The following is a 16,659-nucleotide window of genomic DNA, read 5'->3' on the forward strand; positions in this document are numbered from 1 at the left end:
GCTCCGTACGCGTGCCACCTTCGGATGGCGTCGGCTTATGCCGCGACCGACGACAAGTATTCGGCCGGCTGCGCGTGCCAGCCTGCCCAACGCTTCTCCCAATACAGGTTGTGAATCTTCTCGGAGATCGGGCCCGGGCCGTTGCGATTGCCGAGCGGCTGATCGTCGACCGCGCTGACGGGCATGATCCCGCCCGCGGACGACGACGTGAACGCTTCATCGGCCTCGCGCAACTGGGTCGCGGTGTATGTGCCGATGTTCACCTTCAGGCCGAGCTCGGCGGCGATGTCGAACACGCTCTGGCGCGTAATACCCAGCAGGCAGCCTTCGGCAGGCGTATGGAGCTCCCCATTCTTGATGAAGAAGATGTTCGCACCGGCCGCTTCGGTGAGGTTGTCGTGTTCGTCGACGAGCACGGCCCAGTCCTTTTCCTGCGTCATCGCTTCGAACAGCGCGAGCTTCATGTCCATCCAGTGGAAGTTCTTGGCCGTCGGGTCGACCGCTTTCGCGGAGATGCGGTTGTACCGCTTGCTGACCAGCAGGTTCGAGCCGCGCGTGCGGACCTCGTCGTCCGCCTGGAAGAAGAACGGCACCGCGAACGCAAACATCGCGTTCTTCATCGCGCTGCGGTCGCGGCGGTCGACACTCAGCGGGCCGCGGGTGACGCACCACCACACGTATGCGTCTTTCAGGCCGGCGTTGCGCACGAGGTTGTGCAGGATTTCACGGACCTGGTCGCGATTGAACGGATTCTCGAGGAAGAACTTCGCGGCCGACTCTTCCATGCGGGTGAGGTGATCGTCGAGCCGGAAGAAGTTGCCTCGCGACACGGTGACCACATCGTAGGCGGCGTCGGCATGCAGGAAGCCGGCATCGACGAGCGGGACGGTCGCTTCGGTGATGGGGACATAGTTGCCGTCGCAGAAGGCGCTGCCGTCCGCGTAGCGGGGTTCATGCGGTGCACGAGCATGCAACGGGTGCTCATGCATGATCTGCTGGACTTGGATGATTGCCATGGTAATTACCCTTCGCTCCCGTGGGAGAGTTGCCGTTCGGCGTTGATGTCAGAAAGCGACCGGATCGCGGTGCGCTACTTTGCGGATGGCTTGCTGCTTGGCTATCCGGCTGAAAGTCTGCCACATGACTTGATCAAATGACCGTGTAGTAGAAAAGTATTGCTCGAAAAATGCGTTGTCGATGAAGGTTAACCCTCTGTGATGTGCGACCGACCCGCGAGCGGGGCCAGCCTTCAGCCCGACGTTCGGCAAACGTGCAACGAGCGTCTTACTCCGCGTCGCTTTTGGCAATGCTGATTATTACGTAATCGTGTGACTTGGACAAATGATCAAAAAAGGCGATAGTATCGGTCGTCCCGGGCGATTCCGAAGACTGACGACGTGCCCCGAGACCAACTGACATGGAGCGAGCTGATGGCGATTTTTGAAGCAGATCATCTCCGCCGGGCGTTCATCGGCGGGCGATGGGTGGAGCCGGTGAACGGGGGGATCGAACATGAAATCATCGATCCGGCGACGGGCGAAGTCTCGGGCGTTTTGCTGTTCTCCGACGAAGCGGACGTGGACCGGGCCGCGAAGGCGGCGAGCGATGCCTTCGCCACATTCTCGAACACGCCGTTGGTCGAGCGGCTCGAGTTGCTCGAGGCCGTGATCGGTGTATACACCGAGCGGATGCAGGATATGGCGGATGCCATCACGCTCGAGATGGGCGCGCCGATGGATGCGATTTCCCGTCCGCTTCAGGCGGCGCTGGGGCTCTGGCATCTTCATACGACGCTGGAAGTCGCCAGGCAATACCCGTTCGATCGCATCCAGCGCACATCTCGGATCGTGAAGGAGCCGGTAGGGGTGTGCGGGTTGATCACGCCGTGGAACTGGCCGATGAACCAGGTCATGTGCAAGGTCGCACCGGCGCTGGTGTCGGGTTGCACGATCGTGCTGAAGCCGAGCCAGAATGCACCGTATTCGGCCATCGTGCTCGCCGAGATCCTCGAGCAGGCAGGGGTGCCGCCCGGCGTCTTCAATCTCGTGCAGGGCTCGGGGCAGCGACTCGGGCGGGCGATCGCTTCCAGTCAGCTCTTCGACATGGTGTCGCTGACGGGGTCGACGAGCGCGGGCGTGGAGGTGGCCCAGGCCGCGGCGACGACGATCAAGCGGGTGACGCTGGAGCTCGGCGGAAAATCGGCGAACATCATTCTGGACAGCCAAAACTTCGAGCAAGGCGTCACGCATGGCGTGCTGCAGATGATGGCCAATTCCGGCCAGACCTGTACCGCGCCGTCGCGCATGCTGGTGCCGGCGCATCGCCTCGACGAGGCGGAAAGGATCGCAGCGGCCGCGTGTGCGCAGGTCGTGGTCGGCGATCCGCGCGACCCGCGCACGACGATGGGCCCCGTGGCGAACCGGCGCCAGCATCGCAAGGTGCAGGAGATGATCCAGGCGGGCATCGACGAGGGCGCACTGCTATTGTCGGGCGGGCTCGGCAGTCCTTCGGGACTCGAAAGAGGCTACTACGTGAAGCCGACCATCTTCAGCCGCGTGAACAATCGCATGAGGATTGCGACGGAGGAGATTTTCGGTCCCGTCCTCGTCATCATTCCCTATCGGGACGAATCGGACGCCGTCGCCATCGCCAACGACTCGCCGTACGGTTTGTCCGGCTACGTCTATGGTGACTCGATCGAGCAGGCGGAGCGGGTCGCCAGACAATTGCGGACGGGGATGGTGCATTTGAACGGTGCGGCCGTCGACATCGCGGCGCCGTTCGGCGGTTACAAGCAGTCCGGCAACGGGCGCGAATGGGGCTACGCCGGCATCGAGGAGTTTCTCGAGACGAAGTCGATGTTCGGCGCGGCGCCGGATGCGGTCAACTGACGGGAATCGAAGACGGGCGCCCATGTCGGGTGGGCGCCCCGCGTCAAGCCGCCGCCCATCTACGAAGCCGCGACGATGTCGCCGGCTGCCTTCCGGCGCGGTGTTGCGCGGGCGGGCATCGTAGCGGCCTTGCCACGGTGTTGGCCTTCGGTGCACCGGCGCACCGCGCCGATTTTCAGGCGCGTGCCGTCGAGTTCGAGAGGGAGGCTGCCAACGCTTCCAGGGCCGAACTTGCGCTATCCAGGTTCGCCCGCAGCCTGCCGATATTCGGTTCGGCCTGCCAGCTATTCAGCAATCCGTCGACCAGGATGATGCTCATTCGGGCGACGGGTTCGATCACGTCAGGGCTGACGTGCGGGGCTTGCTTGCCGATATAGGCGACCATGCGTTCGACAGTCTGGATATAGGTCTTCAACGCGAAATCCGGACGATGGCGTTCGGCCCACTGGATCAGTTCAGATTGCGCTCGCGCGTACGATGGATGCTGAACGAGCCATTCGACCGTCTTGCGCAACTGCCATCCGGCGAGTTCGCCGAACGACTGAAATTCACCATGAGCGGGCGTGTTCGTCGCGAGAAGATCGAACAGCGATTCGTACACCGCGTTGAACAGATCGTCCTTGGTATGAAAGACATAATGGAGGGATGCGAGCGGGCAGCCTGCGGCTTGGGCAATGCGCCGCGTGGTGGCTCCAGCGACACCGTGCGCGGCGATGACCTCTACAGCAGCGTCAACAAAATCTTGTCGCCGCAACGCAGCGCGAATTCTTGCCATTGGTAAGCTCCGGTACCCGAAAATCCTCGTCAGTGACGTCTTGTGGGCGTGTAGCGCTCATTCGTGATACGTGGTCAAGTGACCATGAATCGGGTGAATTATGTCGGCTTCTTGAAAGTTTGTCCATGGGGCGGCCCGCTTCCGGTGCTCGCTCGCGAATACCCGCTCGCGTTGAAGCGCTGGAGGAAAGCGTATTCCGGTGACTTGGTCATTTGATCACAAAACGTTACGCAGGCGGCCATTTGCTGTCGATGGAGGTAAACCCGTGCGCGAGGCTCGACGCTCGCCTGTCATGTCACGTTTCCGTGAGGATCGAAGCGAGAGGGGGAGCGATTTGTCTGGAATGCCTGCGGTGCCGATAACGCGCGTCGCGCTCACCACGCCGGGGGCGCGAGCGATGGTTCTTCAAGGCGCCCTTGAGCAGGGCTCGCGTGCGGGCGCCGCGGCGCATGGGATGAAACTGTCGGCATCATGCGCCGCGCGTCGCGTGGAGGCGCCGAACAGATGATGCGAACGTCGCGGCAGCGAGGTTGTCGGGAAGCGAATGCGTGGGCGACGCGGCAGAAGCTTACTGCTTGCGCGCCGTCTTGCGAGCGGCTTTCGCAGCGGGGCGGGCATCCGAAAGGGTTGCCGCATAGGCGGCCAGCATCTTGCTCGCGTGATCGACATCGGTCGCCAGGCGTTTCGAGTCTTCCTGAGCGAACCAGGAAAAAAGCAGCCCGTCGGCCAGGGCAATGGTCAGTCGCGCGACGGCATCCAGCGCCTTGGCATCGGGGCGCGGCTCGGCGGAGGAAAGGTAGGCGCGCGCGCCTTCCAGCGAGATACGCAGGGCGCCGACGGCCACGTCGGGCTGATGCCGCAGCGCCCAGGTATACAGTTCCGACTGGGTCTTCGCGTAGGCCGGGTTGGCTTCGAACCAGGCCATCACTGAGCGCAGATTGAATTCCGCGAGATCGGCCAGGCTGCCATGCTCGGGCGCGTCCGGGCTGTCCGAGCGGATCAGGTCGATCAAGGATTCGTAGACGGCCAGTAACAGCTCGTCCTTCGAGTGGAAAACGTAGTGCAACGAAGCAAGCGGGCACCCCGCCGCTTCGGCGATGCGACGGGTCGTGGCACCCTTCACACCGTGCTCTGCAATCACCGCGACAGTCGCCGCCACGAGGTCCTGGCGGCGGACTTCAGCCCGTACTCGCTGCATAGGCCAGCGCTCCGTTTTATGTTTTCGTTCAAAGGTGCTACCCGCGCCGGGTAGTCGAATCGCCCGATATTAGCATGACGATGGGCGGGCTTTGGAAAGCCACGCGACGCATCGTCCAGCACGGATGTTGCATCGGACGCGGCGTGGAAAACATGGTGTGCCGGTTCGTGACGGGCATGACTGCTGCGCTCCACGCAGGGAAGCAGCGCACGGCGTGACGATGCTGGCGCGGCGGTGCGCAGCGCCGCTGCGGTGGCCCGCTCGACGCGTTCATCGGGCGGCTAATGGAAACCCCGTATTCCCAATGTCATTTCGAAGCATAAGACTCGTATCTGCTGATATGGTCATTTGATCAAGTCTAATGACCTTGTGGGCCGGGCTGAGTGAGGGCTGCCTCCCGGCAACGTGATAAACGACATCGAAAGGGTATGCGAATGAGCAATTTGATTGCCGTCCTCGGCCTGGGCGCGATGGGATCCGCGATCGCTGTCTCGCTGATTGGACAGGGCGAGGACGTCGTCGTCTGGAACAGGAAATCCGGAAAGGCTCAACGCATGGCCGAGCTGGGCGCACGGGTGGCCGACAGTGCGACGGCTGCCTGTGCGCAGGCGGACGTGATCGTCATCGTGACTGCAACGCCGGTCGACCTCGCGGCGGATTTCGACGAACTCGGCGAGCGCCTGCAGGGAAAAACGATCGTCAATCTGGCAACGGGGCGTCCGTCCGAGGTCCTGACGCTGGATCGAATCGTGAGCCGCGCCGGCGCGAAATTCATCAGCGGAACCATCCAGTGCTTCCCGCCCGATATCGGCGACGAGCGCGCATCCATCCTCCTGGGTGGCGACGAGGCGGTCTGGAACGAAGCCGAGTCCGTCGTTCGAAAGATCGCGCCGCAATCCGTCTACGTCGGCACACGCCCCGATGTACCGAATGTGCTCGACGCCGGGTTGACGGGCACGTTCGTTTTTGGCGCCGGCGCAGCCTTCCTGGAAGGTCTCCGGTTCGTCGTGGATTCAGGCATGTCGATCGACGAGATTCGCGGCCTGATTCCCATCTACATCGCCGGTCAGGCGCACTTCATCGAAGGCCTGTTCGAATCCGTGGCTGCTTCCGATTATCAGCCAAGGGGCGCGAGCCTGGACGTCTACGCGCGGGCGGTCGACCTGTTCCGGCAGGCACAGGAAGATGCAGGGTCGCCGCCACGCATCCTGAACGCATTACGCGAGCGCATCCGGTCATCCATCGCGCAAGGCGATGGTGAACGCGGATACGCGGCACTTTTCAATCATTGATACTTGTTGGAGGAAATCATCATGTCGTTGCAACGCCTTTCGAGCGATAGCACTCCTGACGATCTGGCGAACGTGGTTCGTCAGGACGGCGGTGCGATCGTCAAGAATTTCATCGGTTCCGACTTGCTCGCGCGTATCCAGCGCACGCTCTTCGATACGCTCGAGTCGGCTCCGAACGGCGTAGACGAATACTTTGCCGGTACGCAGACGCGGCGCGTGTCGCGTCTGTTCGCGCGTACCGACTGGATGGCCGAGGTCGCGTTGCATCCGCTCTACCTGGGCGCCGCGCGCAGCATTCTGCAAACGCCGATCAAGATCTGGAGCGGCGAAAACCAGGTCGATGTCGCACCCGATATCCAGGTGGGCGTGACGCAGGCCATTCAGATCCTGCCGGGCCAAGGCCTGCAGCCGTTGCACCGCGACGATTCCGTATGGCTGTGGCGACACCCGAACTATGGGCGTGAAGCACGCTTCCAGGTGATGGTCGCGGTATCCGACTTTACGGAGGAAAACGGCGCGACCCTGGTCATTCCGGGCAGCCACAAGTGGGATGACGAGCGCATGCCCAGGCAGGAGGAAGCGACTCCCGCAGTGATGTCCGCCGGCGATGCGCTTTTCTTCATCGGCTCGACTTATCACGGTGGCGGGAAGAACACCAGCAATGCGCCGAGAACCGGCCTGACGATGTCGTATGACCTGGCGATCCTCCGGCAGGAAGAAAACCAGTATCTCACGCTGCCGATTGAACGCGTGAAGCGCTACCCGGAAGAACTGCAGCGGCTGCTAGGCTGGACGTACGGCACGACATTTGCCGGCTTTGTCGAGCGCAACGGACAGATGTCGGACCCGAATGACCTGCTGAAAATGAAGGATTTCCTCGAGGTCGGGCATTTCGACTAACGAGGACGTGGCGGGGTGGGGTTTCGGCCCGGTAACCGGATGGCAACCGGGCGATTCCATCACGCGAGCGTCATGCGATTGTTTGGTGATGCGAACCAGTCCTCTGAACAATGCATTCATGAATGCGAGCTGGAGAGCGATTCGACGCGTCGACGCGATTCCGCACTCGTGCAAACGATAGGGAGTAGATCGTGAATTACGAAATCAACGGAATCCGGAAAATCGCGCTGCTCTATACCGGGGCCGTGGTCTGGACACCATCCTACCTGCTTCCGTTCAACATCGAAGAGTCGATGGCCCGGTTCGGGCTATCCGAAAGCAGCGCCGGGTGGCTCGCGTCCGCGGTACTGCTCTGCCTTTCACTGTCCATCGTGATCTTCGGAAGACGGATGGCGACGTTGAACAAGCGAACGGGCGCGCTCGTTGCGGCGGCGCTCGCCGTGCTGTCGACCTGCGCAATGTTTTCGAATGATTTCCACATATTCGTCGCGGCAAAGCTGGTGCTCGGCGTCGCGCTGGGCGTCAGTTGCGTTTGTGCATACGGCGTCATTTCACACGTCAGGCACCCGGAGAAGGTCGCCGCGCAAGTGGCCGTGGCGATGGCAGTCATATTTTCCGCAGCGATGTACGTGGTACCGATCGCGACCGCGAAGATCGGCAATATCGGTGTCGATGCCGTCCAGCTCGCCATCGTCGTCGCGGCGCTGTTTTTTGGCGCGTTCATGCATCCTGCGGTGAACGCAGCCGAGGAAAACGTCGCGAAGGATGCGATCAAATCCAACGACGTCCGCGCGATGCTGATCAGCGCATTCTTTATTTACGTGTCGCAGACGGCGCTGATGGGATTCGCCGCGGAAGTGGCCGCAACCCGGGGCGTTGCAGCGGAGCAGCTCGGCATCCTGTTCATGGTCAATGCCGCTGCGCAATTGCCGGTGGGGGTAGCGGTCAACTGGTTGGGCGACCGCTTCGGCTTGTTCAAGCCGATCGCCTTCGGACTCGCGCTGTTGATCGCATGCAGCCTGGGCATGTATTGCGTGGGCGGCCGATGGGCGTTTCTCGTGTCGACTGCGCTCGTCAGCGCCGGTGCGACGCTGGTCGCCCCTTATATGGTGGCCGCGCTCTCGAAAATGGATGCCAGCGGAAGAAGCACCGCGACCTGCGCGTCGGCAATCAATCTTGGCTTGGCGGTCGGCCCCGCGATTGCCGGCACGGTGTTCGGCGTGGCAGGTTTGCGCGCGGTCGGCTGGCTTTCCGTCGGGCTGCTGGTCGTGCCGATTTTCCTGACCAGTGTTGCGATCCGGCAGCTCAAGTCGCGACATGCCCGGCCCGCGATCGCTTGACGCGACAGGCCAGGCAACCGCGTTGCCGGCCGAGCTCGCGCCGGCCGCTGCGCGCGTTGGTGCGGTACCGGCCGCCCGGCATGTCGGGCGGAACCCGACGGATCCCTGTCGCGCGATGTCGCATCGCGACGCGATGTATCGACTCGTATTGGTGCGGGCAAGCGCAAACGAGATCCAAGTCTTGACGATCGTCGGAATATCTCATGGAACCCAAATTTCTTCTTTATTGTCTTGCCGACCTCGCGTTGATCGCGACTTCGCTCATCTATGGCGTGAAACTGCTCAGGAAACGCAACGCTCTCCTCGGATTCGAGTGGCTGATTACGACGTTTTCGGCAACGAATCTGATGCTCAATGCGCTGACCGGCGAACCCGCGTTCTTCAGTGTTTCGCTGTTCTGCGATGCGTTTTCCAGAGGGTTCGGCATACCGATCATCACCATCGCAGGCATGATGGCGGTTACGCATCGATATAAGCCGTCGATCTTCATCGATGTCGTGTACGTAGTGGGTGCGCTGGCGGGAACCGTTGTCGTGTGGACAGCGGATTTCATGGTTCAACCCAAGCCGTATTTCTACCTGGTGATGTGGTCGTTGTTCTCCATGTACCTCGTATACGTCGTCAAGCGGTTGCTGGGCGCCGGGGAGAAACGCACCGCCGTGAGCATGATCGTCGCGCTGGTGTCCACGCAGATCATTGCGAGCATCTACGACTTCTACCGGATACCAGGCGACAGCGATCACATGATTTTCTACATCTTTGCGCTGCTCTCGTGGTCTTACCTGTCCGTTGCCTTGTACTACGCGTATGGTGCGCTGGAGCGTGCGCAGGAACAGCAAATGAACCTCGATCGACGCCATAGCCTTGGCAGCCTGCGACGAAATCCGCTGTAGTCGGGGAGATCCCGCCGAAGTGCCGGTCGTCCTGCGTACGAGACGAAGGGGCGACTACCGACGGTAGGGGCGGGCGGTCGATCGAGAGAGGCCGTGCGCGCCGGGCGAATCCGCCCGGCAGTGCGGCCTTCAACCGTCGGTCGAAGGCCCGCGGAACATCAAGGTCAACGCTGCACGGTGTCCAGAATATCGAGACGATTCAATGCGACCGACTTCTGTTTGAGTGCGCCGAACGCCGCTTCGGTCGCCTCGAGCGTACGCGCGATGTCTTCGTCAGTGTGGCTTGCCGTGAAGAACATGTTGTGCCACGGGTGAAGATAAGCGCCGTTCTTGACGACTTCCGAAGCCCATGCCCGGCCGCGGGACACGAGCTCGTCGTCACCTGCGAAAAGCATCTGGGGCATCACGCTCGGGCCGGTCTGCTTGAGCTCGAAGCCATGCCGCTCCGCTTGTTCGGCGATGCCGGCGCGCAACGTGTCCGCCAGGCGCTTCGTGTGTTCGAGGTAGTCGGTCTCTCTGACCAGGCGCAGCGTTTCGATGGCAGCGGCCATCGGGACGGCGGACAGCCAGTAGGAGCCCGTGACGAAAATGTTCGTCGCGGCCTCCCGTGCCTTGTCGGAACCCAGGACCGCGGCGATCGCATAGCCGCCGCCAATGGCTTTGCCCCAGCAGCTGAGGTCCGGGTGCACGCCCCAGTCCGACCATGAACAATCGCGCGAGAGGCGCAGCCCAGTACGGACCTCGTCCACGACCAGAAGCGCTTCCTGTTCATCAGCGAGGCGGCGGCATGCGTGGGCGTACTCGACCGACGGAAAGAACTGGTCGAAAAGCACTTCGTGGCGGAACGGCGTTGCGTAGATGGCCGCCACGTCACCGTCGACGCTCTTGACGGCGGCGTCGAGACTCTCGATATCGTTGTACTCGAAGTAGACGACGTGTGCGCGATCTTCCTTGGTAATGCCCGTCGTATACGGCACGTTCCACGGCGACGCGCCATGGTACGTGCCGCGCGCGACGAGAATCTTCCGCTTGCCGCGATAGGCTCGCGAGATCACCATGGCCATCGAAGTGGCATCCGAGCCGTTCTTGCAGAACATCGCCCAGTCGGCGTGGCTGACCTGTCGAGTGAGCGCCTCGGCAAGCTCGACCATCACCGCGCTCGGTCCCGTGGCTGTGTCGATGTTCTGCAACTGAAGGGCCGCCGCGCGCTCGATCTGCTCGTTGCCGTAGCCGAACAGATTCGTGCCGTAACCACACACGTAATCGATGTACTGGTTGCCGTCGACGTCCCAGAGATAGGTTCCCTTCGCTTTTGCAAAGTACAACGGGAAGTCTTCCGTCAAATACTTGACGCTCTGGTGACCATACATCCCGCCCGGGATGACTTTTTCGGCTCTTGCAAACCACTCGTTCTTCTTCGCCAGCCTTTCCATGTGCGACTCCTTGTGACAGATTCGTTTCGGGCAATACCAGCTTGATACTCGATCAATTGAATTGGTCAATTGACTTTTATAACGCGAGCTACCGGGTCGAGTCGTAGTGCTCGATATGGTAAAGAACCATGAGTCCCGGGCTGAATACGAACAGTATCCCGGCGACAAGCGAGAGTAAGATGAGTAAGCGCTTCGCCATGATCAGCCTCCGCGGTTGATGAGCTGAGTTAGAAAGTCGATTGTTCGCGAACACGCCGGGAGCGTGAGGCGATGCCCGTATTCGCGGGAAACGAGCATTGCGTCAGACCACTTCGAACAGGCCGGCGGCACCCATTCCGCCTCCCACGCACATCGATACGACGACGTAGCGTGCGCCGCGCCGTTTGCCTTCGATCAGTGCGTGACCGACCATGCGCGCGCCGGTCATCCCGTACGGATGGCCGATGGAAATGCTGCCGCCGTTGACGTTGTATCGCTCGGGATCGATGCCGAGCTTCTCGCGGCAGTACAGCGCCTGGCATGCAAACGCCTCGTTGAGCTCCCACAAGCCGATGTCGTCGGTCTTCAGGCCATGAAGCTTCAGCAGCTTGGGAATCGCGTAGATCGGGCCGATGCCCATCTCCTCCGGCGCATTGCCGACGACGGTCATCCCGCGATAGATGCCGAGCGGCATGGCGCCGATCTGCTGGGCGGTTTTTCCGTTCATCAGGACGCACGCGCTTGCACCGTCCGAAAGCTGGCTCGCGTTACCTGCCGTCACGACGCCGCCGTCGACTACCGGTGCGAGAGACGCAAGCGATTCGAGCGTCGTGCCGGGACGATTGCCTTCGTCCTGCGTGAGCGTGACCTCATGCTGCGATGTCTTGCCGGTCGCTTTGTCGACGACCAGCTTTCGTGTCGTGATCGGGACGATTTCGCTCGAGAAGCGACCCGCGGCTTGTGCGGCGGCAGTGCGCAGCTGGGAGTCGAGGGCGTACTGATCCTGGACGTCCCGGCAGATCCCGTACTTGCGGGAAACGAACTCGGCGGTCTCGAGCATCGGCATGTAGGCCGCCGGTTGCACGGCCAGCACGTTGGGATCCTGGTCGGCGCGCGTCCACTCGAAGTAGCGCGTTTGAACTGCCGAGATGTTCTCCTGGCCGCCCGCGACGACGACCTCCATCCCGTCGTACATGATCTGCTTGGCAGCCGTCGCGACCGCCATCAGGCCCGATGCACATTGCCGGTCGAGCGTTTGCGCCGCGACGCTGGCAGGCAATCCGGCTGCCAGCACGCCATGTCGGGCGATATTGCCACCGGCGGTCCCGGCGTTGAGCACCGAACCGATCACGGCGTCCTCGATGCGGTCCGGTTCGATGCCGGCACGCAGTACCGCATGCCTGATCGCGTGCCCGAGCAGCGTGGGCGAGTGCGTAAGGTTGAACGCACCGCGATAGGCCTTGCCGATCGGCGTGCGTGCGGTGGAAACGATGACTGCGTCAATCATGGGGCATCCTTATAAAGCAAGCGACGAAATGAAATGGAGACGTTGCGTACGGATCAGAACCAGTGCTCCGGCATGGTGAGTGGCGTTGTCTCGACTGGATCGACCACCGCGAGCCACGCGGCCACCTTGGGCATTTCCCATCCGAAGAAGTAGTCGCATGCGGCGAGCTTGCCGCGATGGAAGTCGGTTCCCGTCGGGCCGTTCTCGAGCGTACTGGCCACGATTGCCTGATCGAGCCAGAGCCAGCCGACCACGACATGCCCGAATGCTTCGAGATAGGCAGCGGCGTTTGCCAACTGAACATCGGGATCGTCGAGCCGGTGCAACATATCGGTGACGGCACGGACGCGCTCCCAGGCGGCGTTGAGCGTGCCGGCGTGGCGCTGGAGCGAACGGATCGACTCCGCGCGCGCGATCGTCGCGGCGATTTTCCTGCCGAGCGCCGCCATGGCGACACCGCCATTTGCACGTGTTTTTCGGCCCAGCAGGTCGAGCGCCTGAATGCCGAACGTGCCTTCGTGGATCGGATTGAGGCGGTTGTCGCGATAGAACTGCTCGACGTTGTACTCGCGCGTGTATCCATACCCGCCGTGAACCTGAATGGCGAGATCGTTGGCGACGAGGCCCCATTGCGATGGCCAGCTCTTGACGACGGGGGTGAGCAGGTCAAGCAGGCCGTGGGCTTCCTCGCGGCCGTCGGCGTCTTCCAGCGACTGGATATCGTCGCTCAGGCGCGCCGCGTAAAGACACAACGCCAGCGCGCCGGACACATAAGCCTTCTGTGCCAGCAGCATGCGCCGGACGTCGGCATGACGGATGATGGGGATCTGCCCGGAGGCGGGCGACCGGTCGGCGCGTGGCCGCCCCTGTACGCGCGTCTTTGCATAATCGAGCGCGTGCAGATAGCCCGTATAACCGATCGAGGCGGCGCTGAGGCCGACCGAAATACGCGCCTCGTTCATCATGTGGAACATGTACGCCAGCCCCTTGCCGGGCTCGCCGACGATCTCGCCGATCGCCCCGGCCTCACCGTCCGGGAGGTAGCGGCCCTCGCCGAAATTGAGCAGGCAGTTCACGGTGCCGCGATATCCCATCTTGTGATTGATGCCTGCCAGCGCGACATCGTTTCGCGGGCCCGGCAGGCCGTCCGGGCCGATCAACTTGCGCGGAACCGTGAAGAGCGAGATGCCCTGGGTGCCCGGCGGAAGCCGGCCGTTCTCATCGGGAATTTTTGCCAGCACCAGGTGGACGATATTCTCGGCAAGCTCGTGATCGCCGCCTGAAATCCACATCTTGTTGCCGAACAGGCGGTAGCGGCCGTCCTTGCTCGGGACCGCACGCGTGCGGATGTCGGCAAGGCTCGACCCGGCTTGCGGTTCCGACAGGCACATCGTGCCGAAGCACCGACCTTCCGACATGGCCTTCACGTAGTGCTCCACCCGCTCCCGTTCGCCGTGGGCCATGAGCAGATTGGCATTGGCGATCGTCAGAAACGCGTAGCCCGCGGTACCCGGATTGGCTGCGAGCAAATACGCCATACCGGCCCGCTCCACGGTGCTCGGCAGGCTCATGCCGTTCCACTCGCCGGAGAACGACGCGCTGATCAGGCCGGCGTCCGAAAATGCGCGCAAGGCGATGCCGACTTCCGGATTGATGATGACGCGCTCCCCGTCGAATGCGGGTTCGTTGCTGTCGTTCTTCTTGTTATGCGGCTTGAAGAGATCCGTGGCGAGCGATTCGTAGACATCAAGCACGGATGTATAGTCGAAGCGGTCTTGCCCCGCATATCGTGGCCTGCCGGCAAGAGACTCGACCTGCAGCCAGTCGAAAAGAATGAACTCCACGTCGCGACGGGAGAGGGTGAGTTCGCTAGTCATGAAATAGAGCGGGCGGGATTTGGTTGGCTTCGTAATCTGCAGGACAAAAACTGAGGAATCCGAATAACCGTCGCCGGAAATCGGTCCCCCAGGCATGGCTGCGCGTGATGGTGTTCATTGCCACGACCGCGCTGCCGGACGGTACAGCACGTTCAGGTTTGCGCAGCGCTGTCCACGCGTTGTCGTGCACGGGGCCGCGCCTGTGCATTCGCGGCGGCGATGCCGGCCTTCTTGAGCTCGAGATCGCCCTGGGCCACACCGGACGAAGGAACGGTCTCGCCGTTCCGGTTCGTGACCTCGCCAAGGCGCTGCGCGAGCTGGTGCACGACGTAGTCGCCCGCCCCGAGATGGATGCCGGGCGTCAGCGTGATGTGTGCGCTCTCGAAGCTGCCCGCGCCTGCGCACAGGATCGTGCGGTTGGGCGCGTCTTCGCCGGCAAGCACTGCTACCGCGGGGCTGACCGACGCAGGCGACAGCGTGTCGAGGGTGTCCGCCGACATCAGGCCTTCGAGCATGCGCGTGCCAGCCGTCGGAGCCAGACAGTTCACACGAATGTCGTATCGCTCGCCTTCGATGGCCAGCGTCTGCATCAGCCCAACCAGCGCCATCTTCGCGGCGCCGTAGTTAGATTGCCCGAAATTGCCGTACAGGCCCGACGACGACGTCGTCATCACGATGCGGCCGTACCGTTGCTCCCGCATGGTTTCCCACACGGCCTTCGAACAATTCACCGCGCCCATCAGGTGCACCTCGATCACCGCACGAAAGTCGTCGAGCGTCATCTTGCTGAAGCTCTTGTCGCGCAGGATGCCGGCATTGTTCACCAGGATGTCGACACGACCCCATTGCGAAAGCGCCTGATCGACCATGCACCGAACCTGTTCGGAATGGGTCACCGATGCGCTGTTCGCGATCGCCTCGCCGCCGGCCGCGACGATTTCGTCGACGACCCGCTGGGCGGCCGTGGCGGAGCCGCCGTTGCCATTCACATCGCTGCCGAGATCGTTGATCACGACCTTTGCCCCCAATCGGGCAAGCAGCAACGCATGCTCGCGCCCGAGGCCGGCACCGGCGCCGGTCACGATCGCAACACGATTGGTCAGGTCAATGGTCATGGGTTGTCTCGTCGATGGTGAGGTGTAGTACTTCGCGCATCCGCGTGAAGGAGGTCGGAGCCGCATGGTCCGAACCCGTCCGTATGCACGCTTGTGTGTGCGGCTCAAAGGCCGAGGTGCGTTGCAATATCGTCGTAGTCGACTTGCCACAGGCCCGGCGTGCCAGCCGGATATTGGGAGCGGAAGCCGATGATTCGCTGCACGCGTTTGGACAGGCTTCTCACGATGTCCATGTCGACGATGAACGGATACGCTTCCTCCGGCGTCAGGTAGGACGGTTGCATCGGCAGCGTGAGCCCGCGCCGGCGCTCGTTCTTCGTCACGTTGGCGCCGCCGCCGTGGAGCACTTTTCCGCTGAACAGCAACGCGTCGCCGGCATCCATCTCGGCGGCAATGGTCATGTCGGGCGTGCCCTTGCTGTCGAAGTAGTCCTCGTCCCAGTTCTGGCTTCCGGGAATGATTCGGGTGGCGCCGTTTTCTTCGGTGAAGCGCGTGAGGGCAATCATCAGGTTCGTAAACACCGTCGGCCCGTTGACGCCGAGCGCGCACAGCGGCGGGAAGTTGCCGACATCGCGATGCAGCATCTGCGCGGTGTTGCCCGGGCCGATGTCGATCACCTGTGCGGTCGACAGCCACCAGTCGCCAGACTCTTCACGGTATAGCACCTCACCGAGTTCATGAAACAGGTCGTCGTCGAGCACGCCGCCAAAGGTCTTGCTGTGCGTGATCATGTTCGTCAGGCGCTTCGTATACGCGCCGTGGAATGCCTTGATCAATTCATTGTCGTGCGACGACCCTTCGCGAAGCCCTTCGAGCGGGCCGTCGACTTCGCGATTGATGTTCGCGACTTGTTCCTCCGACAGGTAGCCCTTGATCCGGACGCCGCCGTATCGATTCATCAGCGACACGATTTCCTGCGCGCTCGTCGTCTTGGGGACGATGGGGAGAGAGTCTTGAATGGTCCGGCTACATGCGCTCATGGTTATCTCGACGGGGTGGGGACGGGTCAATCAAAGCAGCGTCGCTTTCTGAATCCGATATCGGAAATGAAGTTGAGTATTTGACTTGATCAAATGACCGTATATGCTCCGGCTTTATGCGGCTGATTCCGTTCCCGATGGTCAACGGAGCGCATACTCGCCACACCCCCGTCTCGACAGCCTGACGGTCCGACGGCCAGTGCTCGGTGCCGGATACGACAAGGCCGTCGGGTAATCGATGAGCCGGGGTGTTCGCGTCAAATATGGTCGAATGATCAAGTCAAGCGACGATGAAAAATTATCATCATGCTCCCCCAGGGTCGATCATGGTTAACCCGTTCGCTTTCCGAATGATTTGGCCGGTGAACGACACGAGACCGTGGCGGTATGGGCAAGAGGGACAGGGCCATCCGCTGAACGCGGCGCGAAGGCCGGCCGGCCTCGGTGGCCGGCGTACAGGCGTGATGGCGGTGTGGTGT

At 62.1% G+C, this 16,659-nt stretch carries 13 protein-coding genes; 5 read left to right on the top strand and 8 right to left on the bottom strand.

What is annotated here, in order from left to right:
* Nucleotides 1–35 precede the first annotated feature (35 nt).
* The gene (locus F3J14_RS06100) at nucleotides 36–1,016 is read right to left on the bottom strand and encodes an aminotransferase class IV (protein WP_166722238.1); all 981 of its coding nucleotides are present in this window, start codon (nucleotides 1,014–1,016) and stop codon (nucleotides 36–38) included.
* A 414-nt stretch (nucleotides 1,017–1,430) separates the two neighbouring features.
* Between F3J14_RS06100 and F3J14_RS06105 the strand changes: the two genes are divergently transcribed.
* Entirely contained in the window at nucleotides 1,431–2,891 is a 1,461-nt protein-coding gene (locus F3J14_RS06105; protein ID WP_166722239.1) for an aldehyde dehydrogenase family protein, read from the top strand.
* A gap of 175 nt (nucleotides 2,892–3,066) precedes the next feature.
* Here F3J14_RS06105 and F3J14_RS06110 read toward each other — a convergent pair whose 3' ends face one another.
* The gene (locus F3J14_RS06110) at nucleotides 3,067–3,666 is read right to left on the bottom strand and encodes a TetR/AcrR family transcriptional regulator (RefSeq protein ID WP_166722240.1); all 600 of its coding nucleotides are present in this window, start codon (nucleotides 3,664–3,666) and stop codon (nucleotides 3,067–3,069) included.
* Nucleotides 3,667–4,234: 568 nt separating this feature from the next.
* On the bottom strand, nucleotides 4,235–4,864 hold the full coding sequence (locus F3J14_RS06115; protein ID WP_166722241.1) for a TetR/AcrR family transcriptional regulator: 630 nt from the start codon (nucleotides 4,862–4,864) through the stop codon (nucleotides 4,235–4,237).
* Between the two features lie 434 nt (nucleotides 4,865–5,298).
* Between F3J14_RS06115 and F3J14_RS06120 the strand changes: the two genes are divergently transcribed.
* The 4 genes from F3J14_RS06120 (at nucleotide 5,299) to F3J14_RS06135 (ending at nucleotide 9,289) form a co-directional block, all read left to right on the top strand.
* Entirely contained in the window at nucleotides 5,299–6,156 is an 858-nt protein-coding gene (locus tag F3J14_RS06120) for an NAD(P)-binding domain-containing protein (RefSeq protein ID WP_247682144.1), read from the top strand.
* A gap of 21 nt (nucleotides 6,157–6,177) precedes the next feature.
* On the top strand, nucleotides 6,178–7,056 hold the full coding sequence (locus tag F3J14_RS06125; protein ID WP_166722243.1) for a phytanoyl-CoA dioxygenase family protein: 879 nt from the start codon (nucleotides 6,178–6,180) through the stop codon (nucleotides 7,054–7,056).
* A gap of 191 nt (nucleotides 7,057–7,247) precedes the next feature.
* Nucleotides 7,248–8,396, top strand: a complete 1,149-nt coding sequence (locus F3J14_RS06130; RefSeq protein WP_166722244.1) for an MFS transporter — start codon at nucleotides 7,248–7,250, stop codon at nucleotides 8,394–8,396.
* A 203-nt stretch (nucleotides 8,397–8,599) separates the two neighbouring features.
* Nucleotides 8,600–9,289 (top strand): hypothetical protein, encoded by a 690-nt coding sequence (locus F3J14_RS06135; RefSeq protein WP_166722245.1) that lies wholly within the window; start codon nucleotides 8,600–8,602, stop codon nucleotides 9,287–9,289.
* Nucleotides 9,290–9,453: 164 nt separating this feature from the next.
* Here F3J14_RS06135 and F3J14_RS06140 read toward each other — a convergent pair whose 3' ends face one another.
* The 5 genes from F3J14_RS06140 to F3J14_RS06160 form a co-directional block, all read right to left on the bottom strand.
* Nucleotides 9,454–10,722: an aminotransferase class III-fold pyridoxal phosphate-dependent enzyme gene (locus F3J14_RS06140; RefSeq protein ID WP_166722246.1), complete on the bottom strand. Its 1,269-nt coding sequence runs from the start codon at nucleotides 10,720–10,722 to the stop codon at nucleotides 9,454–9,456.
* Between the two features lie 301 nt (nucleotides 10,723–11,023).
* Nucleotides 11,024–12,208, bottom strand: coding sequence for an acetyl-CoA C-acyltransferase (locus F3J14_RS06145; RefSeq protein ID WP_166722247.1), 1,185 nt, complete (start codon nucleotides 12,206–12,208; stop codon nucleotides 11,024–11,026).
* 53 nt (nucleotides 12,209–12,261) lie between these two features.
* Entirely contained in the window at nucleotides 12,262–14,085 is a 1,824-nt protein-coding gene (locus tag F3J14_RS06150; RefSeq protein ID WP_166722248.1) for an acyl-CoA dehydrogenase, read from the bottom strand.
* A gap of 152 nt (nucleotides 14,086–14,237) precedes the next feature.
* The gene (locus F3J14_RS06155; protein ID WP_166722249.1) at nucleotides 14,238–15,200 is read right to left on the bottom strand and encodes an SDR family NAD(P)-dependent oxidoreductase; all 963 of its coding nucleotides are present in this window, start codon (nucleotides 15,198–15,200) and stop codon (nucleotides 14,238–14,240) included.
* A 104-nt stretch (nucleotides 15,201–15,304) separates the two neighbouring features.
* Nucleotides 15,305–16,180: a phytanoyl-CoA dioxygenase family protein gene (locus tag F3J14_RS06160; RefSeq protein WP_166722250.1), complete on the bottom strand. Its 876-nt coding sequence runs from the start codon at nucleotides 16,178–16,180 to the stop codon at nucleotides 15,305–15,307.
* Nucleotides 16,181–16,659: the final 479 nt, after the last annotated feature.

This window comes from Burkholderia sp. Tr-862 (genome assembly GCF_011753085.1).
GTDB lineage: Bacteria > Pseudomonadota > Gammaproteobacteria > Burkholderiales > Burkholderiaceae > Burkholderia > Burkholderia ambifaria.

What these genes read in the sequence shown, in the direction of transcription:
- F3J14_RS06100 (WP_166722238.1), bottom strand. Translation starts at nt 1,016, where the DNA reads ATGGCAATCATCCAAGTCCAGCAGATCATGCATGAGCACCCGTTGCAT.
- F3J14_RS06105 (WP_166722239.1), top strand. Translation starts at nt 1,431, where the DNA reads ATGGCGATTTTTGAAGCAGATCATCTCCGCCGGGCGTTCATCGGCGGG.
- F3J14_RS06110 (WP_166722240.1), bottom strand. Translation starts at nt 3,666, where the DNA reads ATGGCAAGAATTCGCGCTGCGTTGCGGCGACAAGATTTTGTTGACGCT.
- F3J14_RS06115 (WP_166722241.1), bottom strand. Translation starts at nt 4,864, where the DNA reads ATGCAGCGAGTACGGGCTGAAGTCCGCCGCCAGGACCTCGTGGCGGCG.
- F3J14_RS06120 (WP_247682144.1), top strand. Translation starts at nt 5,299, where the DNA reads ATGAGCAATTTGATTGCCGTCCTCGGCCTGGGCGCGATGGGATCCGCG.
- F3J14_RS06125 (WP_166722243.1), top strand. Translation starts at nt 6,178, where the DNA reads ATGTCGTTGCAACGCCTTTCGAGCGATAGCACTCCTGACGATCTGGCG.
- F3J14_RS06135 (WP_166722245.1), top strand. Translation starts at nt 8,600, where the DNA reads ATGGAACCCAAATTTCTTCTTTATTGTCTTGCCGACCTCGCGTTGATC.
- F3J14_RS06140 (WP_166722246.1), bottom strand. Translation starts at nt 10,722, where the DNA reads ATGGAAAGGCTGGCGAAGAAGAACGAGTGGTTTGCAAGAGCCGAAAAA.
- F3J14_RS06145 (WP_166722247.1), bottom strand. Translation starts at nt 12,208, where the DNA reads ATGATTGACGCAGTCATCGTTTCCACCGCACGCACGCCGATCGGCAAG.
- F3J14_RS06150 (WP_166722248.1), bottom strand. Translation starts at nt 14,085, where the DNA reads ATGACTAGCGAACTCACCCTCTCCCGTCGCGACGTGGAGTTCATTCTT.
- F3J14_RS06155 (WP_166722249.1), bottom strand. Translation starts at nt 15,200, where the DNA reads ATGACCATTGACCTGACCAATCGTGTTGCGATCGTGACCGGCGCCGGT.
- F3J14_RS06160 (WP_166722250.1), bottom strand. Translation starts at nt 16,180, where the DNA reads ATGAGCGCATGTAGCCGGACCATTCAAGACTCTCTCCCCATCGTCCCC.